Here is a 19,456-nt window from a genome sequence, read left to right on the forward strand (position 1 = left end):
TCGAAAGCGAAATCAACAGGCGCAACGGATCGAGCCGATGCACCTTGCCGGATCGTGGCTATGAATGAGATCTGCTTTGTTTCTAGTCGGACAAAGCCGTCAGCGGCTTTTCGAATTCAACCAGCGTCACGCCACTTGTCTCCTGCTGGCACATGGCGCTGATCAGGGTCATGATCTTCCCCGCCGCTTCGACGGGCGGCACGCCACCATCACGAATATTGGAAATGCAGTTGCGTCGGGAGTCCGGCAGCCCGGTCTCCGGCCTGAAGGTGACATAGGCACCAAGACTGTCGGCTGCCGAAAGGCCCGGCCGCTCGCCAATCAGGATCACCGCCACCTTTGCGCCGAGGACGGCTCCCACATCATCCGCCAGCGCAACCCGTGCCTGCGTGGCAAGTGTGATCGGCGCAACCGTCAATCCGTTGCTTGCAAGTGAATTAAGCAACGCCGTTGCCACCGGCACTGCATTCATCTCCACAGCTGTTGCGGAAAGCCCGTCGGCGATTACCAATGCGACATCGGCTCCCTTGGCCTGCCCGTCGAGCGCCAGACGGCCTTCGTCTGAAAGAGCACGGCCGAGATCGGGTCGGCGCAGGTAATCCGCACGGTCCTGCGCGCGGCTTGCGACATGCACGACATCCGCACCCGAAGCGCGCAAGTCACGCTCCATTTTTTCAATGTCCAGCGGACGCCACACGGCCTGGCGCGCCTGCGCATGATCCAACAGAAATGTCTGTACCGCGCGCGTGGGCGGGCTTGCACCCGTGCGGCCGAGCGCCACGCGTGCATCGGTTGCCACACGCAGGGCCTTGAGACGTTCCGGCGGGCTGGAGATGAGGGAGGGCCGGCGGTCACGCATCAGGCGGCGTCCCTTCCAAGAAAATCAAGTTCGCGAAGCCCCCGGTTCATCAGCGCAGGGTTCTCGATCATATGGCCGGCGGCATCCGTCACGCCCATATTCACCAGCCACTCCTCAAACTCCGGCGCAGGCCGACGCTTCAGCGTTTCGCGGGCATAGATTGAATCGTGATGGGAAAGCGTCTGGTAGTTCAGCATGACGTCGTCCGAGCCTGGCACGGTAATGACGAAGTTCACATCAGCGGCGCACAGCATGGTCAGCAGCACGTCCATGTCTTCCTGGTCGGCATCGGCGTGGTTGGTGTAGCAGACGTCGACACCCATCGGCAGGCCAAGCAGCTTTCCGCAGAAATGATCTTCAAGCCCGGCGCGAATGATCTGCTTGCCATTATAGAGATATTCCGGACCGATGAAGCCGACGACGGTATTCACCAGAAGCGGCGAGAATTCGCGCGCCACGGCATAGGCACGCGCCTCCATCGTTTGCTGATCGACACCAAAATGCGCATCGGCCGACAGGGCAGCCCCCTGCCCCGTCTCGAAATACATGAGGTCGCTGCCGATAGTTCCGCGCTTCAGCGACTGACCAGCCTCATGAGCCTCTCGCAGAACGGCAAGATCAATGCCGAAGCCCGCATTGGCCTTCTGGGAACCCGCAATCGACTGGAAAACTAGATCGACGGGTGCAGCGCGCTCCATCGCCCTGATAGCCGTCGTCACATGGCCAAGGCAGCAGGTCTGGGTTGGGATGTCCAGCCATTGCCGCAGATCGTCAAGCAACTGCACGACGCGGATATAGTCCGTCACAGCGCTGGTGGCCGGGTTAACACCGATCACCGCATCGCCGCTCCCCAGCAGCAACCCGTCAATGGCCGAGATGGCGATGCCACGGGAACTGTCAGTCGGATGATTTGGCTGGTTGCGGGTGGACAGGCGGCCGGAAAGACCAATCGTGTTGCGAAAACGGGTCACGACCTCCCGTTTGGCCGATACCGTCACGAGATCCTGCAGACGCATGATCTTGGAGACTGCCGCCACCATTTCCGGTGTCAAACCCCAACTTACCGCCTCAAGTTCCGCGTGCCCGACCTTGGAATTGAGCAGCCACTCGCGAAATTCGCCAACCGTCAGAGAAGACACCGGCGCGAAGGCCAGTGCGTCGTGCTGGCGCGCGATCAGGGCCGAAATCTCGTCCTCGTCCGAGGCGATCAATTCATGTGCAACAAAGGTGGAAAGCGGCAGATCGGCCAGCGCCATCTGCGCCGCCAGTCTCTCCACCGGCCCTTCCGCCGCGATCCCGGCCAATTGGTCACCGGACCTTTCCGGCGTCGCCTTTGCCATCAGGGTTTTCAGATCGTCGAAACGATAGGTCGTGCCGGCTGCGATCTGTCGATAAGCCATTTTTCCGGCCCCTTACTTCACGAAAGTCTTCGTCAGGCCCACCGTGCGGTCCACGATCAGGACGACGGCAAGCGTGAGCACGATCAGAAGAACGGAGATGGCGGCAACAAGCGGATCAGCCTGGGTTTCGACATGCTGATACATGGCAACGGGAAGCGTCGTGATGCGCGGACCGGTGAGGAACAGCGAAATCACGGCTTCATCGAACGAGACGAGAAAGGAAAGCGCTGCCGTTGCAACGATGCCAGGCGCGATCATCGGCATGGTGACGCGGCGAAAGACGGTAAGAGGTGACGCCCCGAGCGTGGAGGCGGCCTCCTCGTAGATCAGCGGCAGGCCCGCAAGCGACGTGGTGAGTACACGCAGCGCATAGGGCAACACGATGATTAGATGCGCGATCACCAGACCCGTGAATGTGCCGAGCAGGCCCGCACCGGCAAAGACGATCAGGATCGCAAGGCCAAGAACGATAGTCGGCAGAAGAAGCGGCGCGGTGAAGAAGGCGAGCAATGTATCCGCGCCAATCACCCGCATCCGCACGATGGCATAGGAGGCGGGCAGCGCAATCAGCATGGACAGAACGGTAACGATGACCGCAAGGAGCGTGCTGGTGCCCAGGGCGCCGATCATCTTGGAATTATGCATGAGATCCACATACCAGCGCAGGCTCCAGCCGGAGGGCGGGAAGGTCATGTAGCTGTCGGCCGAAAACGAGATCGGCACGACGAGCACCACAGGCGCAAGGAGGAAAAGGAACATGATGAAGGCGACAATTTTCAGCGCCAGCGGAGCGGGACGTTCTTCCATCTTCGATCTCCTTTACAGAATGGCCCGCAGAAGCCGGGAATAAAGCACTAGGGCGGCACCGAAAATCACGAGGATGATCATCGAAAGCGTAGCGGCGAGTGGCCAGTTGAGCGTCACGATGGCCTGATCATAGATTTCCGTTGCCAGAAGGAAGACGCGGCCGCCGCCGAGTAGCTTGGGAGTGATGAACGAACTGACGGCCAGCACGAAGGAGAGCAGGCAACCCAGGGCCACGCCGGGCATGGTGAGCGGCACGATGATCCGCCAGAACACTTTCCAGGGCGATGCGCCGAGCGTTTCCGCAGCTTCCTCGACGCGAGGATCAAGCCTGCCGAAGCCAGCGAGGAGCGCCAGGATCATATAGGGCATCAGGATTTCGGTAAGCCCGATGACGACGCCGATCTTGTTGAACAGCAGACGCACCCCGCCTTGCGCACCCAGTGCGAAGAGGATGTTGTTGATGAGGCCGTCATCCGCCAGGATTGCGATCCAGCCATAAGTGCGCACCACCGCCGAGGTGAGCAGCGGCGAAATGACCAGCACCAGCAAAAGTGTTTTCCAGCGACCCTGCGCCCGGTGAAGGTAGAGGGCGATGGGATAGGAGGCGAGCAGCGTGAGAACGGTGATCATAAGGCTGGTCAGAATGCTCTGACCAATCAGCTCGATATAAAAACCGTCGGTCAGTGTCGACGACCAGTTGTCGAGCGTATGGGCTTCCCCGAGACCGCCGCCGCCGAGGCTTTCGCGGAAGGAAAGCAGCAGCAGGTTGAAGACGGGCAACACGAAGGCCAGACCGTTGACCGCAATGATGGGTCCAAGAAGAAGAGTTGCGAGAAACACGATGGAAGAGGTACGGCCACCGGGAGCCGTGATCATGACCGCCGCCGTCATCGGTTTGCTCCGAAGACCAGAGTATCCTCCACGCGCCAGACGAGACTGACCGCGCTGCCTGCCGCGACCGGCGTTTCACCGCCGGAGGTCGCGCGCTCCACGGACAGGGTCTGCCCGCCAGCGGCGATCTCGTAGTGCAGGATGTCGCCTGCATAATAGACATCGCGGACTTCGCCGGCGATGCGATTGACGGGCGCTCCGTCGAAATCGGGGACGGCATCGCCAGCGACGGTCATGGCCATGCGATGCGGCCGTACCATCAGGTCGATCTTACCGCTGTGCTCACCGGGCGCTCGCAGCACCGCATCGCCAACCGTGATGCGGTCACCGGCGGCGTTGCCGACCAGCCTGTTGGTGCGACCGACGAAGGAGGCGACGAATGCCGTGGCCGGGCGCTCATAGAGATCGTGCGGCGTGCCAAGCTGTTCCAGGTGCCCGCCATTGAGCACAGCGACCTTGTCGCACATGCTGAGCGCCTCAACCTGATCATGCGTGACGAAGATGGAAGTGATGCCAAGCTGTTTCTGGATACGGCGAATCTCGGCGCGCATCTCGTCGCGCAGCTTTGCGTCGAGATTGGAAAGAGGTTCGTCAAACAAGAGAATGGACGGCTGGATGACGAGGGCGCGCGCCAGTGCGACGCGCTGCTGCTGGCCTCCGGAAAGCTGGGCAGGGCGACGGTCCTCGCGCCCTTCCAGACGCACCATGGCAATGGCCTCACGGGCACGGCGTTCCGCCTCGGCAGCAGGCACTTTGCGCATTTCAAGACCGAACATGACATTCTTGAGGACCGTCATGTGGGGGAAGAGCGCGTAGCTCTGGAAAACGAGGCCAATGTCACGCTTATAAGGCGCAAGTTTCGTCACGTCCTTGCCGTCGATCAGGATAGACCCCGAGGAGACAGGAGAGAGGCCTGCAATCATGCGCAGCGACGTCGACTTGCCGCAGCCGGAAGGACCGAGGAAGGCAACCAGTTCGCCCTTGGGAATCTCGAGATTGAGATTATCCACGGCGACGATTGTCTCGTAGCGCTTGGTCAGTGAACGAATCGAGAGGAATCCTGGCTGCATGGTATCTGAAGTTCCCATTCTGGCTTCTTGCCTTTCTCCAGGACATCTCCGACCCACAGGGAATCGGAAATGCCTTGGCCCTTGATCTACGCAAGCGCGGCGAAAATTCGCTGCGCCGTTTCGCGGTTCCTCCCCTGGTGCAGGCCTTGTGGGCCGCTCGGAATGCATGTCCGCGTCGGCTCCAACCTCTTCCGCCCTAGCGCCGACAGAGGAGATGAACCGAGGGTTTTGGTATGCTGCTTCCGCGACTGCCATGGGAGCCGCGGAAGTCCTTTCTTTTTTTGCGCTCTGCGCAGAAGTCTCAACGGCTGAGGGGAATGACCTTGCGGCGCCAGTCCTGCGTAATCTGGTCACGGACCTTCGAGAGGCCAATCCAATCCACCGGGATGACCTTGTCCATCGCCTTGACGACCGTGCGCTCACTCACATCGGCAGAGACAGAGGACTTGGAATTGGTCGGCGCATAATACATGGCGGCTGTAAAGGCAGCCTGGGCTTCCGGGCTCAGCGCATAATCAACGAACTTGCGCGCAGCCTCGGACGACGGACCACCCTTGACGAGGTTGAGCGTGTTGATCTGGAGGATCGTCCCTTCCTTCGGAAGAACCACCTTCATCTTGCCTTTGGAACCGTCAGCATTCACCTGGCTACGGGCGTTCCAGCCCACGCCCAGCGAAACCTGGCCGTTGACAACGTTCGGATAGACTTCCGGCTTCGGCTCCCAGGTCTGCACATTCGGAGCAACTTCAGCCATCGCATTGATGCCGGCATCGATGTTCTTGATGAAATCAGTGCCGCCATTCATATGGTCCATGATGATGGTGGTACCGATACCGACGATATCGGGGGCGCTCAGCATGGCGACTTTACCCTTGAGGGCGCTATCCTTCAGAGCGTTCCAGCTGTCGGGAGCCGTCTTGATGGCATCGGTATTGTAGATGAGCACGAGATTGTCGAACGTTACGCCAACCCCGGCCACGCCTTCGAAGCGGGCATTAGGATAGAGGTCGGCGACATTCTTGGTTACGCTTTCGTCGATCTTGTCAAACAGACCTTCGTCCGTACCTGTTTTGGCGACGGAGACGTCCATCAGAGCGATATCGGACTGCGGCGCAGCCTTCTGGGCGCGCAGCGAGCCGAGCATTGCAGCAGAGCCCTGCTGCGGGAAATATTCGATCTTGATATCAGGGTTAGCCGCCATGAAAGGTTCGATGACGGCCTTGGTGTAACGCTCCTGGAAAAGGCCGCTATAGCCGAGGAACGTCACGGTCTGCTGGGCCTGCGCCGGCAGAGCGGCCGCGCCGAGCATGAGAATCCCACTCAGAAGTATTGTTTTCTTCATTGTCCTGTTCTCCTCTATTGTTATTTGGAGTGGCGGACTGATCCGCCACCCATAAGACGATGTCAGGCGCTCAGCTTGGCCTGAACGAGCTTGTTGGCGCCAGAAATGTCCGGCAATTTCTCACCGTTGCGCAGGCGCTGCAGAAGCACGAGTTCGGCTTCCTGCATGCCGATGGCGCGTTCAGCCATGGCTCGAGCCTGGCTTGGATGAAGAGCGACAACACCGCTTTCATCGCACAGGATCGCATCACCCGGATTGATCACCTGGCCGCCGACGCTGATCGGAACGTTGATCGCGCCTTCGAGGCCGAGGATCTTGGTGGTGATGGGCGAAGGACCACGGCACCACATCGGCATGTCGACCTTGGCGAACTCCGAGAAGTCGGTCGCCGGGCCATCAACGACACCGGCCTTAACGCCGGCCATCTTCATGGTGTTGGTGATAACACCGCCCCAGCAGGCGTGACGGGTATCGCCGCAACGGTCGATGAGGACGATATCCCCGGGACGCACGAACTGCGATAGATAGTGGAGCATGGTCGAATCCGCATTGGGGATGCGCAGCGTGACGGCAGTGCCTGCCACACGTTTGCCCGGAAGGACGGCGCGGATTTCAGGATCGACGAAGCCGGAGTGAAGCACGTGACCGATCGTTGCGACTTCGACCTTCTCAAGAAGCTCGATGATGTCGGCACCGATCTGTTCGGGCATGGGGTTGGCGATAAACATTGAGTCTTTCTCCGATCAGAGAACGTGGTGGTTCGCCACCGGTACGTTGGCGCGCACCTTGGCCGAATAGTCGAAGTCAAGGACGGCACCGGCCGTTCCAACGCTGTCGGAGCATTGGGCGACGATGTGGCCCCACGGATCGATGACCATGGAATGCCCCCAGCATGCCTTCTTGCCACCCGCATGGGTGCCGATCTGGCCGACGGCCAGAAAGTAGGTCTGGGTTTCGACGGCACGGGCGCGCGCCAGAACTTCCCAATGGTCCTTGCCTGTCATCAGGGTGAAGGCCGCTGGGAGAACGATGACGTCTGCACCTTTGTCCCGCAGGGCGCGAAACAGTTCAGGGAAGCGAATATCGTAGCAGATGCCACAACCGACCGTCTTGTCGCCAACCTTGTAGGTCACCACTTCTTCGCCACGGGCAACGGAGTCGGATTCGCGGTAGCTGATGCCGTTCGGCGTATCGACGTCGAACAGGTGCATCTTGCGGTAACGCGCGATCTGTTTGCCATCCGGCCCGAAAACGAGCGTCGAATTGTAAAAGCGATTGCCTTCCTTCTCGACGATGGAGCCGGCATGCAGCGTGATCGCGTGCTTCTTGGCCAGCCCCGAGAGCAGCGTGTAAATCTCGCCGTCAGGGAATTCCTCCCCGCTCTCATGCATCTCCTGGGGATTATCTCCAAGAAATGCAAAGTATTCCGGAAGAACAACAAGGTCAGGATTATCCGCCTTGACTGCCTTCTCAATAAGATCGGCAGCAACCTTAAGGTTTTCTGCCTTGTCATTCTGGGTATTCATTTGAACAAGTGAGACTTTCACGTTGCTCTCCTCTCATGTTGCGAGGAGAATTAAGAACGGGAACTGTTTTCATTACAAACGGAAAAACTCTATCGAAACCCATAAGGTAAGCTTATAGATTAATCATTTTGCGCTGCAGCGCAAAATTTAGGCGGCAGCCGTCATCCATTGCGTGGTGGTTTCACTGACGATTTCCGTCGCCATATCGGCAATGGCCCGGGCAATCGCGTTGTCGCCACGCTCCTGATAAACGGTGTGAAATGTGAGGGGCGGTACTGACGGACTAATGTCGAGAATACGCGCCTCACCGGATTTGATGATGCCGTCCACCAGCACACGCGGCAAAGCGCCCACCCCAACGGCCGCGGCCACAAGGCGGGTCATGATCGACAGCGAATTGGAATTATAGATGCGGCTGTCGGACAACCCGTGAGAATCGAGCAACGCGCGCAACGCCTGATGTGGCTGCGAGCCTGTCGAGAAGGTAAGTAACGGAAAATGCGCGATATCTTCGAGTGTGACGCCCGTTTCCGGCAGCGGCAATTCAACCGCGCCAACCCAACAGGACTCGAACGTACAGAGCGGTGAATTGTAGATATTTGCAGCCATGATCGGCCCCATGATGAAACCGACATCCACCTCACCGTTTTGAATGCGCTGGGATAGTTTCAGGCTGGTGTCGATGGTCAGATCCAGGCTGACGCCGGGGTAACGTTCGTTCATGCGGCGAATGAGCAGCGGCAACCAGGCATAGACGATCGTGTCGGCAGCACCGATGCGCACGGTGCCTCTCAGCGCCTCCCGGCTACTCACGATCTGTCGGAACTCACCGGTCAGATTGACGATCTTTTCGGCATGCTGCAGCGCCAGACGACCAGCAGGTGTCAAGTTGACGCAGCGCACATCGCGCGTGAAAAGCACGACGCCGAGCTCCCTTTCGAGGGCGGCAATTCGGTTGGACACCGACGCCTGGGTGGTATTCAACCGTTCCGCGGCCGCCGAAAAGCTGTTCAGTCGTGCAGCCCAGAGGAAAGTTTCGAGAAATCGCGTATTCATGAGGTAAAATCTTCCCGCATGGCTCCGCGAGCCGGCACTAACGTCGCTGGCTCGTCTTGCCCTTGGCCCTTTGTGGTTCGAGTGCAAGTATGTCCGATGCACGCCCCCATAAGCAAGGGATCAACGGCCTGGCCCTGGCACCGCTTTTTCGCACCGGCTGGCGCTGGGAAAAGGGATGACGGTCACAAGGATGTTTCAAATGAGTGGCCTGTTTTGCACCAGCTGCTTCCCAAACCATTGAACGCAAACAGGGCTCTGCGTCTCCTCGGAGCCCTGTTTCTTTAAATCTTTGATTGTCGGGCCATCAGCGTTGCGGCGGATCGCTGTGACGAAAGACAGATCGGCGAGACCTCAATCTTCGTGCCCCGCATACAGGACACAGCCTGCCTTAAATCTGCAGGCACCCCTCCCCCAAACCTCACGGCTTCGGGATGACAGTTGCGAGCTTACGGAACGGCGACAGGATTTCGAGGCGGCTTGGCACGCCCTTGGCGATGCTGATAATCGATCCGGGACCGATCTTCACTGGGTCGGCTTCGGCCTGCGAATACATAGCCTCACCCTCAACGACGACAAAAGTTTCCTCGAGGTCACGACCCGGATAGTTGTAGATGCCGGGCTCGGCCTTCCAGACTGCGACGATCGTGCCATTTTCGACCTGGTCCTGCCATATCTGGCGACGATACGAACCGCCTTCACGGCCTTCGGCGGGCATGGCCGGAACAAGATCCACGTCATCGGAAATATTGAAAATCGGCATGGTCACGGGAATTCTCCTTGCTTTGTCAATGTTGGCACGGACCTTGGGGCCGCGCCGGTTCAGGCATGGGGCGGCAGTTCCGCCCCAGCTAGTTTCGTGGATATGTTGTCGCGCAGCCGGTAGTAACGCAGCGCCATTGCGGGTGCGAAACCCATAAAGAAGGGAGCTGCCTTCAGTGGTTCCAGCTTCAGGGCAAGCTCGTTCTCTGGCTTGCCAAGCGCCCATTCCGAAAGAATGGAACCGAGCATCGAGCCGGTCGGCACACCACGGCCCGAAAGACCGGTCAAAGCCACAACGCCCGGCGCGAGACCATAAAACCGCGGTACGGTGCGATATTGCATATCGAGTTCGCCGAACCAGAAATACTCCCAGCGGATCTCTTCCCGGAGCTTTGGATGCAGCCATTTGAGCCGTTCGCTCATGACCTGTCTCGTATAGGCCATGTCGCGGCCGCGGCGTCCCATGGGAAACATCGATGCGACGATCCGGCCTTCGGCATTGTATTTGTAGACGTAGATATCGCCGCGACCATCATGAATGGTCGTGTTCTGCGGCAGGACGGTCCGGCGTGTCTCTTCGGACAAAATTTGCGTAGCGGCAACGAAAACGCGTTGAATCTTGAAGGTTCGATCCAGCTTGGGCCAACCACCAACCGTATAAGCGCCAGTGGTAAAGATCACTTTCGACGCGACCACTTCTCCGCGATCGGTCTTGACCTTCCAGCCTCCGGTTATGTCGCGTTCGCAACCCGTCACCGCCGAGCCGGTAAATATCTTTCCGCGCTCCTGGATGACAGCACGGCCGAGACCGCGGGCGTAACCGAGCGGATTGAGGTGACCTGCCTCTTCGTGCAGCCAGCCGCCGTCGAAACGCGGACTGCCGGTGACCGCTTCCACCTCGTCACGGTCGAGCAGCCGGGTTTTCGCGCCCACAGCATTATAGGTCTCGACCTTGCGCCTGATCTCATCCATGGCGCCCTTATGCGGTGCGCCCATCACATAACCGTTCTGTACCCATTCGCAGTCGATCTGATAGTCGCGGATCATGCTCGAGACGCGGTTATTTGCCCGCGTTTGCCGTTCGATCAGCCGTTCCGCCCAGGGCTCGCCCAGCATCCTGCGCAGCTCTGGCAGGCTATAATGGGTAAAGGTCGGGGTGCAATGTCCGGCATTGCGGCCCGAACCGCCGAAGCCGATTTCCTGCCGCTCCAGAAGCACGACATTGATGCCGGTTTTCGCCAGCTCCAATGCGGTCGTCAGACCGGTATAACCCGCGCCGACGATGCAGACATCGGCCCGCACGCGACCCGAAAGAGGCTCCGTATGCGGTGCTGAAGCTGCGGTCGCATACCACAGTGTCACGTCAAAGGGTGAGAACGAAACCATCTACCGAAACCTTCAGTTCAGGTCGCTGCGCGCATCGAGCGCATCACGAAGCCCATCACCGATGAAATTGAAGCTGGTGACGGCAAGCGTGATGGCGACGCCCGGCACGATGGCGAGCCAGGGCGCCTTGTCGAGATATTGCTGGGCTCCGTTCAGCATATTGCCCCAGCTCGGCAGCGGCGGCTGAATGCCATAACCGAGAAAGCTGATATAGGCTTCCAGAAGGATGGCACGCGCGACCGTCAGGGTCGCGGCAACGATGATGGGGCCGACAGCATTCGGCAGCAGTTCCCGGAACATGATCCAGCCATTGGGCAGGCCCAGCATACGGGCTGCCATGACGAAGTCGCGTTCGCGCAGAGACCGCACTTCCGCTTCAACCAGACGGGCAATTTCCATCCAGCTTGTGACGGCAATGATAACCGTGATCATGAACGGGCTCGGCTTGACGAAAGCAGCCAGAGCGAGAAGCAGGAAAATACTCGGGAAAGACAGAAAGGCATCGACGAAACGCATCAGTATCGCGCCGATGCGCCCGCCATAATAACCCGCAACGACACCGATGATGGTGCCGATCAGTGTCGACAGCACCATGGCGAAAAACCCGACCAGCAGTGAAATGCGGCCGGCATTGAAAAGGCGCGCGGCTATGTCGCGTCCGAGCGGATCGGTGCCAAAAATATGGTAACCGGTCATCGGCGGGGCAAAACGGGCGCGCAGATCGATGAACAATTCGTCGTAAGGCAAGAGATAGGGCCCAACCACGCAGGCGAAAATCATGACGGTGATCATGATGAGGCCGAGCACAGCAAGCTTGTGGCGGGCGAAACGGCGCAGCGTGCGGTTCTGCCACCAGTGAAACCGCGGTGCGGCCTGCGAGGGATGGAGGGTTGCAGCGGACATGGTCTTTCCTTCGATTGAGTGCGGCGTTTCGTCGATCCGGCTCTATCCGAGCCGGATGCGGGGATCGACGAGAGCAACCATGAGGTCAGCGAGCAGACTTCCGATGAGTACGAGGATTGCGGAAAACATCAGAAGCCCCATCACGACGGGGTAGTCGTGATAACCAAGGCTATCGAGGAACAGGCGGCCCATGCCGGGCCAGGTAAAGACCGTCTCCGTGACAAGCGCGCCGCCGAGAATCGTCGGGAGCTGGAGACCGGCAAGGGTAATCATTGGCAGAAGTGCATTGCCGACGACGTGTTTCATCAGAACCCGGCGCGGGGTCAGCCCCTTGGCGCGGGCGGTACGGACGAAATCCTGATTGATGACGTCAAGCGTCGCAGTCCGCATGTAGCGGCTCCAGACGGCGATGTTGACGAGGGCAAGTACCAGGCTCGGCATGATCAGGTGAATTGAATAGTCATAAAAAGACTGATCGCCAATCGTATACATGTTGCCCGCCGGTAGCCATTTCAGCCTGAGCGCGAAAACATAGATGGCCACCAGTCCGAACCAGAAGGTGGGAATTGAAAGCGCGACCATGGCCCCGACCGTGGCGGTGTAATCGAACAGCGTGTAACGTTTGGTCGCCCCCTTGATACCGATCCAGGTGCCGACAAGGATGGATACGACGGTTGATGAGACCATCAACAGCAGGGTCGCAAACAAATGCCCGGAGATGATATCGAGAACCGGACGTTGGTCGCGATAGGATTTCCCCCAATCGCCTTGCAGCAGGCGCCAGGCCCATTCGAGATATTGCACCGGCAAGGGTCGATCGAGACCCATCTGGTGGGCGATGCGATCAAGCGCCTCCCGCGTCATGCCGGGCGTCAGGGCAAATTGCGACAATGGCCCGCCAGGCGCGAGGTTGAGGATGGCAAAACCGATGATCGAGACAAGCAGCAGAAGTACGAGGCTCTGCCATATCCGATGGAGAAGAAAGGTCAGCATGATGAGACTCCAGGTCGCATCGTGGAACTGGCTAGCAACCATCCACGAATAGCCGTCAGAGTGCCGGCTGCTTCAAAGCCGGCACTTCACATGGATCGGGCATAAAGCCCTGTCTGCGGCAAGCTTTACGCCAGACGCCAGGTCGCAACGTTCCAGGTATCGATACGGTTATTGACGTTTGGCTTCACGTTTTCGACGCCCTGCTTGTGACCACGCACCGTTGCGTACTGGAACAGCGGCAACAGCGGCAGTTCCTTGCGCATGATCTCCTGGATCTTCAGGTAGACGGCCTTGCGCTCCTCCGGCACGAAGAGACTGCCGCCCTTGGCCAGAAGATCATCGACGTCCTTGTTGACGAACTGCCAGGTATTCTGGCCCGAGCCGCCTTTTGCAGCACTCGACGTCGAGCGGAAGAAGTCGGAGGTATCGGGATCCGGGCCGGTCAGGAAGTCGAGCCCGACGATAACCGAATCGAACTTCGACAGCATCCAGTAGTCACCCCACATGACAGCTGGCGGCAGGTTCGAAATGGTCATCTCCACGCCGATATCCTTGAAGGATTGCTGCATGTATTGCTGAACCTGTTCGCGGATGTGATTGCCCGCTGTCGTGGAGCAGGTGAAGGCGAGCTTCACGCCATCCTTGGCGCGAATGCCGTCCGCCCCGGGCGCCCAGCCCGCATCGTCGAGCAACTTTTTAGCTTTCTCGATGGAATATTCATGCTTGGGAAGATCTGGATTGTAATAGAAAGACTGCTGCGGAACGTAGCTTTCGGTGGGTGTGGGCAAACCGTAATAAAGGGCCTCGATGATCGATTGTTTGTCGATCGCCGCATAAAGCGCCTCTCTTACCGCCGGCTCCTTGAACTGTGGACGTTCCATGTTGAACGAGAGGGATTCAATCGTCGAGCCCGGCACGACGTTGACCACCTTGCCGGCGAGATCCTTGGCCTCGTCATAATGGTCGGGTGTGATCCATTGCAGGCCCACCACGTCTATGTCGCCGGTCTTGAACTGGGTGTACATCACATTCAGGTCGGGTACGTATTTGTAGACCAGACGCTCTATATGCGGGCCATCACCAAAATACTCGGTATTGGCGTCGAGCAGAATGTAGTCACCCGCAACCCGCTCCTTCCATTTGAATGCGCCCGTTCCGACCGGCGCGTTGTTATAGGCGGCGGTATTGCGGTCAGCTTCCGCACCTAGGAGGTGCTTCGGCGTAATAAATGTGGAAGCAAGGATCGAGGGATAGGGCGCGAAGGGCTTTTCCATCTTCCAGGTGATTTCCGTCGGCGAAACCACGGTCAAATCCCTTACGAATTCGTGCCCGGTCTTGCGCCATGAACGGAAGTTGGGATCGACCAGAAGTTCAAGCGTGAACTTTACGTCTTCAGCGGTGAACGGCTTGCCGTCGTGCCATTTGACGTCGTCACGCAGCTTGACCTTCCAGTTGAGACCATCGGCGGAAATGCCGCCGTTTTCGACCGTCGGCACTTCGGCGGCGAGAGCTGCCACGAAGGCACCTTTCTCGTCGACATAAAACAGCGGGTCGAAGATGCTGAAATGAATGCCTTCGTCTACCTCAATATGCGGCATATGTGGATTGAACACGGTAGGCTCCTGCGAGAAGCCGACCGTGAGCTGGCCTTTGGCGGCCTTGTCCTGCGCCATGGCGCGGGAAAAACCCGGAAGACCTGAAAGGACGACGCCGGATGCGCCGAGCGCCAAAAGGCCGAGTGCCTGGCGGCGGGTGGTATTGATAAGCGGCTTGTTCTGGTCGGACATTTTTTAGTTCCCCTTGATCCGATGGTTGAACACGACGATTATTTTTGCTTCCGCCTCTTTGGGCGGTACTACTCCCATCAGCAGTTGCCTGCCTCATGCGTCAAAAGGATCGGCGGCACCTGACCGCCGGGCTTTTCATTTCAAAAGCCGCTGACCAGCTCGATCTTCGAGCCGTCGCTGAAGCGGCTGAAACGGAAATCGCGACGATCGACAATCGGATTGCGGCCTGTGACGATATCAGCCATGAGTTTTCCAGCCGCCGGGCCGATGCCGAAGCCATGGCCGGAAAAGCCGGTTGCAACATGAAAGCCCGGAATGGCGTCGATATTGTCGATGACCGGAATAGCGTCAGGCGTCACATCGATCATGCCCGCCCAGCGCTGCGAAATTTCGGCCTTTTCGAAAACGGGGAAGGCCTTCTTCAGCTTGGCAAAGGCGCCGTCCGTCATGTCCATCGCCGGAACGGGATCGAGGACGCGGTTATATTCGAAGGGTGAAGCCTCATCGAGCGCCCAGCGGCGCGGAATGCGCCATTCATCGTAAAAGCGGCCAGTCAGGCGCAGGTCGAGCGAGCGCCACTCATGCCGCAGAGCCGGCAGGAATTTCAGTGCATAACGGAAAGATGCGGGCACGATGTCGACGATGTTCTGGAAGCCGTTCGCGATCGTATATCCGCCGTCGAGACGCTTGCGGATCGCAAAACCGTTCGACCAGATTGCCTCTTCCGGACCGCCTTCCAGCGGCTTTGTGCGCAGCACGGAATTCATGACCTTGAGCTGCGGCAGATCGAGACCGTTGTTGCCGAGAAACAGGCTGGACCACGCGCCACCCGCCATGACCGCCGCCTTGCAGGCAATTTCACCGCGCTCTGTCACGACACCAGACACCTTGCCGCCGGAAAGCTGCAGACCGCGCACGGCGCATTCGGTCAGGATGAAGGCGCCGCGGTCGCGGGCAGCTTCCGCAATGGCAGGCGCGGCGCGCTGCGGCTCGGCCCGGCAATCACCGGCAGTATAGAGCGCACCGGCGACATCCATGTTGGAATGAGGATATTTCGCCTTGAATTCCTTTGCACTCAGCATGCGGCTTTCAATCTGGTAGCCTTCCAGATTGCGGTTCCAGCGTTCGTGCTCGGAAAATTCCTTTTCGTTTGCGCATGTAAAGACGATGCCGGAACGCTTGAAACCAGTCTCCCGCCCTGTACGACGATTGAGATCCGCCCAGATGCGCAGCGATTCTGCCATCAAGGGCACCTCGCGTGGATCGCGGCGGGAAATGCGCACCCAGCCCCAGTTGCGGCTCGACTGCTCGTGGCCGATACCGCCCTTTTCGCAAAGCGCAACACGCAGCCCCTGATCGACGAGTTCAAGCGCGGTGGAGGTGCCGATAATGCCGCCGCCAATGACGACGACATCGACTTCTTTCGGCAATTCCGCATCGCCATGGACGGGAACGACATAAGGACCGGGCATGTCAGAAAAACTCCTCAAGCTGGCAATTGATGGCGAATTCGGCGACGGAAGCCTCATTCGGTAAGGACAGCAGCGTGGCAATGATGCGGGCAAGATCGGCGGGCTGGGTCATTTGATCCGCCGGCCGTTCGGATAAGGCGGTCGCCATATCTGTCGCAACGAAACCGGGGCATACGGCTGTCGCGCGCACGCCGCTTTCGAAGCCCGCCTGTCGGATGGCATGCGCAAGCGCGACCGCCGCGAATTTGGAGAGAGAATAGCTACCGGCAGATGCGGACTTCACCCGCTTGCCGGAGAGGGAAGCGAGGATGATGACCCGGCCACGACCGCTCTCGCTCAACGCCTCCCAGGCGGCCTTAACCAGCCTTCTCGGTGCCTTGACGTTGACCGCAAGCATGGCGTCGATGTCTTCGTCATCTGCTTCGATCACTGTCTTCGGTATCATGATGCCGGCATTGGCCACGACAGCATCGATACGACCGAAATGCTGATAGGCTTCATCGGCCCAGCGCTTCTCCGCACTCGCATCATTTGCGTCATAATGGGCAAGATGGACCTGTTCCTCGTGACCTACAGCCCATTGCGGCAGCGACGGGCTGCGCATACCAAGCGATACCGACCAGCCTTCGCCAAGAAGAGTAGCAGCGATATGGTCGCCTATACCCCGACTTGCACCGGATATGAGAGCAACGCGTTTTGTCGTTCGTTCCATCATGCTAGCCCCACAATATGGCGGTAGGCGCGACGCAAAATGTCGATAACCTGCTTCTGCTCGTCTTCCGGGATGAAGCTGAAGAAATCGCGCGATTGCTGCGGAACGATCTCCCGGATTTTCGTTGCAAGCGCCGCTCCGGCTTCGGTGATGTAAAGCTCCTGGGCGCGGCTGTCCTCCTGCGACACTTCCCGGCGTATCAGATCGTGCGACACCATCTGGTCGATGATCCTGCCCATTGCAGACCGGTCCCGCATCGTCAGATGAGCTATCACTGAAGGACGGATACCCGGGTAGTCATCGACGAGCAGCAGGGTCGTGATCTTTCCAGTTCCCTTCGCCACATCCAGCCCGTCCAGCCGGGCATCGAGATCGCGCGATACGGCAAGGTTGATCGTGCGGATGTAAAAGCTCAGCGTGTCTTCAAGCACGTCGAGATTGATATCAGTTGGCGATGTCGGCGGGTTTTCAGTTGGTTTGGACATGGAGTTTCCGTTCGAATGGTCAAAGATCGACATTGGCGCACACGCTTTCCCGGCGTGCCGCAGTGCAGGTTTTCGGCCATGTCGTATGTCAGTTTCGTGACTGAATGAAAGGATAATTAGTAGACAAACGCAACTACTTTTTATTCCTGAAATCATATTTTTATTATTTAAATCAGACCTTTAAAAGGAAAACCTCTCGCGCCGCCGGATCAATGATAATCCGGCGGTGAAATCGGTCCTTGATGTCGCGCGATGCAAAGTCTGACGAGGTGCCTGGCTCATCAGACTTCGATGTTATGTGCCGACGGCAGTTGACGCAGGTTCCCAGTCCGCACCGGGGATCGCAGCAACGAGTTTGCGGGTATAGGGATGGGCCGGCGACCGGAAGATTTTTGTCGGCGGCCCCTGTTCGACAACCGTTCCCTTGTGCATGACAAGCACATCGTCGCAAATCTGGCTTGCGACTCTCAAGTCATGGGTGATGAAGATCATCGCCACCTTCATTTCAGCCTGCACCCGCGCCAGAAGCTCCAGAACCTGCGCCTGTATGGAAACGTCGAGAGCAGACACGGCTTCGTCGGCCACAAGGACGACCGGATCAAACATCAGTGCACGGGCAATGCCGATGCGCTGGCGTTGGCCGCCGGAGAATTCGTGCGGGTAACGGTCATAGGCCTGTTCATCCAGCCCCACGAGCTTCAGAATTCCGAGAGCCTTTATTCTCGCCTCATGCACAGCCATTCCGTGGGCAACGGGGCCGACCGTCAAGATCCTGCCGATCGTATGGCGGGGATTAAGCGACGCGAAAGGATCCTGAAAAATCATCTGGATATAGGGTCGCAACGATCGAAACGTCGTTTCGTCCATCGCTGCTATGTCACGGCCATCGAAGCATATTGAACCGCCATCCGCCTCCAGCAATTTCAGCAGGACACGCCCGAGCGAGGACTTGCCCGACCCGCTTTCGCCAACGATACCAAGGGTCTGGCCCTTGTGAAGCTTGAAGCTGACACCATTGACCGCCTTGACGATACGGGCCTTGCGGAAAAACGAGCCGGAGCTGCGATATTCCTTCTCAAGATTTTCGACCTTGAGAACGACGGGGGCTTCTTCGCTGACTGAACGCTCAGTGCTCCGCATCCGTGGCACCGCAGCGACAAGTCGCTGGGTATAGGGGTGGACGGGATTGACCAGAACCTGGTCCGCCCTTCCCTGCTCCACAAGATATCCCTTCTCCATCACCACGACGCGATCGGCAATTTCGGCAACGACGCCGAAATCATGGGTGATGAACATGACGCTCATGTTCTTGCGCTTCTGTATCTTGCGGATGAGCTCAAGGATCTGCGCCTGGGTGGTAACGTCGAGAGCGGTTGTTGGCTCATCGGCAATCAGGACATCCGGATCGAGTGCCAGTGCCATGGCGATCATGACCCGCTGACGTTGTCCGCCAGACAGACGGAATGGATATTGCAGCCGCATCAGAGGCGGGTCGGGAAGACCGACTTCTTCAAGTAGATCCAGAACCTTGGTCTTGCGGGTTTCAGGCGTTCCATAGCCATGCGCTTCAAGCACTTCGGCGATCTGATCCCCGATTGTCATCAACGGATTGAGCGCGGAGAGCGGATCCTGGAAAATGATTGAGACCGCCTGACCACGCAGCGGCCGGATTTTATCTTCCTTGGCCGCAAGTATGTCCATTCCCTTGAAATGGATTTCGCCGGAGCTGACTTTTATCACAGGCGACAACAGCCCCATGATCGTGCTGGCAGTGACGGATTTGCCAGACCCGGATTCACCGATAATGCACAGGATTTCACCTGCGTGGAGGTCGAAAGAGATATTCTTGACCGCGTGGGTGCGCTCCATTCCCGGCGGAAGATCCACCGTGAGATTGCGAACGGACAGCACCACGTCGGCTGACGTGGTTGGATGCGACATAAGTTCCCCTTGTTTTTTTGTAACTTTGTTCGCTTTGGCCGACGCGTCATACGTCGGAAACAATATG

At 58.5% G+C, this 19,456-nt stretch carries 18 protein-coding genes; all 18 read right to left on the bottom strand.

The genetic code is table 11. The features are described from left to right. Positions 1 to 82: 82 nt before the first annotated feature. The gene (eutC, locus tag J5276_RS15625; protein WP_025596021.1) at positions 83 to 859 is read right to left on the bottom strand and encodes an ethanolamine ammonia-lyase subunit EutC; all 777 of its coding nucleotides are present in this window, start codon (positions 857 to 859) and stop codon (positions 83 to 85) included. Continuing rightward, positions 859 to 2,259 (bottom strand): ethanolamine ammonia-lyase subunit EutB, encoded by a 1,401-nt coding sequence (locus tag J5276_RS15630; protein ID WP_209159593.1) that lies wholly within the window; start codon positions 2,257 to 2,259, stop codon positions 859 to 861. Before J5276_RS15630 ends, eutC begins: the two co-directional genes overlap by 1 nt. A 12-nt stretch (positions 2,260 to 2,271) precedes the next feature. Then, positions 2,272 to 3,066, bottom strand: coding sequence for an ABC transporter permease (locus tag J5276_RS15635; RefSeq protein WP_013761321.1), 795 nt, complete (start codon positions 3,064 to 3,066; stop codon positions 2,272 to 2,274). Between the two features lie 12 nt (positions 3,067 to 3,078). Beyond that, positions 3,079 to 3,957, bottom strand: coding sequence for an ABC transporter permease (locus tag J5276_RS15640; RefSeq protein WP_003517681.1), 879 nt, complete (start codon positions 3,955 to 3,957; stop codon positions 3,079 to 3,081). After that, a complete protein-coding gene (locus J5276_RS15645; protein ID WP_209159594.1) occupies positions 3,954 to 5,027 on the bottom strand; it encodes an ABC transporter ATP-binding protein in 1,074 nt (357 codons plus the stop codon). The genes J5276_RS15640 and J5276_RS15645 overlap by 4 nt, the downstream gene beginning before the upstream one ends. 301 nt (positions 5,028 to 5,328) lie before the next feature. Next, on the bottom strand, positions 5,329 to 6,369 hold the full coding sequence (locus J5276_RS15650) for an ABC transporter substrate-binding protein (RefSeq protein WP_209159595.1): 1,041 nt from the start codon (positions 6,367 to 6,369) through the stop codon (positions 5,329 to 5,331). A 62-nt stretch (positions 6,370 to 6,431) separates the two neighbouring features. Continuing rightward, positions 6,432 to 7,097 carry an RraA family protein gene (locus tag J5276_RS15655; protein ID WP_003517685.1) on the bottom strand — a complete coding sequence of 222 codons (666 nt, stop codon included), beginning with the start codon at positions 7,095 to 7,097 and terminating at the stop codon, positions 6,432 to 6,434. 15 nt (positions 7,098 to 7,112) lie between these two features. Next, the gene (locus tag J5276_RS15660; RefSeq protein ID WP_003517686.1) at positions 7,113 to 7,895 is read right to left on the bottom strand and encodes a carbon-nitrogen hydrolase family protein; all 783 of its coding nucleotides are present in this window, start codon (positions 7,893 to 7,895) and stop codon (positions 7,113 to 7,115) included. 147 nt (positions 7,896 to 8,042) lie between these two features. After that, positions 8,043 to 8,951: a LysR family transcriptional regulator gene (locus tag J5276_RS15665; protein WP_003517687.1), complete on the bottom strand. Its 909-nt coding sequence runs from the start codon at positions 8,949 to 8,951 to the stop codon at positions 8,043 to 8,045. Positions 8,952 to 9,369: 418 nt separating this feature from the next. Then, positions 9,370 to 9,711, bottom strand: a complete 342-nt coding sequence (locus J5276_RS15670; protein WP_236742498.1) for a cupin domain-containing protein — start codon at positions 9,709 to 9,711, stop codon at positions 9,370 to 9,372. A gap of 59 nt (positions 9,712 to 9,770) precedes the next feature. Then, positions 9,771 to 11,096 (bottom strand): FAD-binding oxidoreductase, encoded by a 1,326-nt coding sequence (locus J5276_RS15675; RefSeq protein WP_209159596.1) that lies wholly within the window; start codon positions 11,094 to 11,096, stop codon positions 9,771 to 9,773. A gap of 12 nt (positions 11,097 to 11,108) precedes the next feature. Next, positions 11,109 to 11,999: an ABC transporter permease gene (locus tag J5276_RS15680; RefSeq protein ID WP_003517690.1), complete on the bottom strand. Its 891-nt coding sequence runs from the start codon at positions 11,997 to 11,999 to the stop codon at positions 11,109 to 11,111. Between the two features lie 42 nt (positions 12,000 to 12,041). Further along, a complete protein-coding gene (locus J5276_RS15685; RefSeq protein ID WP_209159597.1) occupies positions 12,042 to 12,992 on the bottom strand; it encodes an ABC transporter permease in 951 nt (316 codons plus the stop codon). A gap of 125 nt (positions 12,993 to 13,117) precedes the next feature. Next, on the bottom strand, positions 13,118 to 14,779 hold the full coding sequence (locus tag J5276_RS15690; RefSeq protein ID WP_003517694.1) for a peptide ABC transporter substrate-binding protein: 1,662 nt from the start codon (positions 14,777 to 14,779) through the stop codon (positions 13,118 to 13,120). A 140-nt stretch (positions 14,780 to 14,919) separates the two neighbouring features. Next, positions 14,920 to 16,251 carry an FAD-binding oxidoreductase gene (locus J5276_RS15695; protein WP_035199278.1) on the bottom strand — a complete coding sequence of 444 codons (1,332 nt, stop codon included), beginning with the start codon at positions 16,249 to 16,251 and terminating at the stop codon, positions 14,920 to 14,922. Between the two features lies 1 nt (position 16,252). Next, the gene (locus J5276_RS15700; protein ID WP_209159623.1) at positions 16,253 to 16,963 is read right to left on the bottom strand and encodes an SDR family NAD(P)-dependent oxidoreductase; all 711 of its coding nucleotides are present in this window, start codon (positions 16,961 to 16,963) and stop codon (positions 16,253 to 16,255) included. Further along, entirely contained in the window at positions 16,963 to 17,448 is a 486-nt protein-coding gene (locus J5276_RS15705) for a MarR family winged helix-turn-helix transcriptional regulator (protein WP_026330963.1), read from the bottom strand. The genes J5276_RS15700 and J5276_RS15705 overlap by 1 nt, the downstream gene beginning before the upstream one ends. Before the next feature lie 294 nt (positions 17,449 to 17,742). Continuing rightward, positions 17,743 to 19,389 carry an ABC transporter ATP-binding protein gene (locus J5276_RS15710; protein WP_209159598.1) on the bottom strand — a complete coding sequence of 549 codons (1,647 nt, stop codon included), beginning with the start codon at positions 19,387 to 19,389 and terminating at the stop codon, positions 17,743 to 17,745. Positions 19,390 to 19,456 lie beyond the last annotated feature (67 nt).

It is taken from the genome of Agrobacterium sp. S7/73 (assembly GCF_019355535.1).
Classification (GTDB): Bacteria; Pseudomonadota; Alphaproteobacteria; order Rhizobiales; family Rhizobiaceae; genus Agrobacterium; species Agrobacterium tumefaciens.

Excerpts from the sequence above, each read along its gene's own strand:
- J5276_RS15650 (WP_209159595.1), bottom strand. The coding sequence starts at position 6,369 with ATGAAGAAAACAATACTTCTGAGTGGGATTCTCATGCTCGGCGCGGCC.
- J5276_RS15660 (WP_003517686.1), bottom strand. The coding sequence starts at position 7,895 with ATGAATACCCAGAATGACAAGGCAGAAAACCTTAAGGTTGCTGCCGAT.
- J5276_RS15675 (WP_209159596.1), bottom strand. The coding sequence starts at position 11,096 with ATGGTTTCGTTCTCACCCTTTGACGTGACACTGTGGTATGCGACCGCA.
- J5276_RS15645 (WP_209159594.1), bottom strand. The coding sequence starts at position 5,027 with ATGCAGCCAGGATTCCTCTCGATTCGTTCACTGACCAAGCGCTACGAG.
- J5276_RS15710 (WP_209159598.1), bottom strand. The coding sequence starts at position 19,389 with ATGTCGCATCCAACCACGTCAGCCGACGTGGTGCTGTCCGTTCGCAAT.
- J5276_RS15690 (WP_003517694.1), bottom strand. The coding sequence starts at position 14,779 with ATGTCCGACCAGAACAAGCCGCTTATCAATACCACCCGCCGCCAGGCA.
- eutC (WP_025596021.1), bottom strand. The coding sequence starts at position 859 with ATGCGTGACCGCCGGCCCTCCCTCATCTCCAGCCCGCCGGAACGTCTC.
- J5276_RS15630 (WP_209159593.1), bottom strand. The coding sequence starts at position 2,259 with ATGGCTTATCGACAGATCGCAGCCGGCACGACCTATCGTTTCGACGAT.
- J5276_RS15640 (WP_003517681.1), bottom strand. The coding sequence starts at position 3,957 with ATGACGGCGGCGGTCATGATCACGGCTCCCGGTGGCCGTACCTCTTCC.
- J5276_RS15680 (WP_003517690.1), bottom strand. The coding sequence starts at position 11,999 with ATGTCCGCTGCAACCCTCCATCCCTCGCAGGCCGCACCGCGGTTTCAC.
- J5276_RS15705 (WP_026330963.1), bottom strand. The coding sequence starts at position 17,448 with ATGTCCAAACCAACTGAAAACCCGCCGACATCGCCAACTGATATCAAT.
- J5276_RS15685 (WP_209159597.1), bottom strand. The coding sequence starts at position 12,992 with ATGCTGACCTTTCTTCTCCATCGGATATGGCAGAGCCTCGTACTTCTG.
- J5276_RS15655 (WP_003517685.1), bottom strand. The coding sequence starts at position 7,097 with ATGTTTATCGCCAACCCCATGCCCGAACAGATCGGTGCCGACATCATC.
- J5276_RS15635 (WP_013761321.1), bottom strand. The coding sequence starts at position 3,066 with ATGGAAGAACGTCCCGCTCCGCTGGCGCTGAAAATTGTCGCCTTCATC.
- J5276_RS15700 (WP_209159623.1), bottom strand. The coding sequence starts at position 16,963 with ATGGAACGAACGACAAAACGCGTTGCTCTCATATCCGGTGCAAGTCGG.
- J5276_RS15670 (WP_236742498.1), bottom strand. The coding sequence starts at position 9,711 with ATGCCGATTTTCAATATTTCCGATGACGTGGATCTTGTTCCGGCCATG.
- J5276_RS15665 (WP_003517687.1), bottom strand. The coding sequence starts at position 8,951 with ATGAATACGCGATTTCTCGAAACTTTCCTCTGGGCTGCACGACTGAAC.
- J5276_RS15695 (WP_035199278.1), bottom strand. The coding sequence starts at position 16,251 with ATGCCCGGTCCTTATGTCGTTCCCGTCCATGGCGATGCGGAATTGCCG.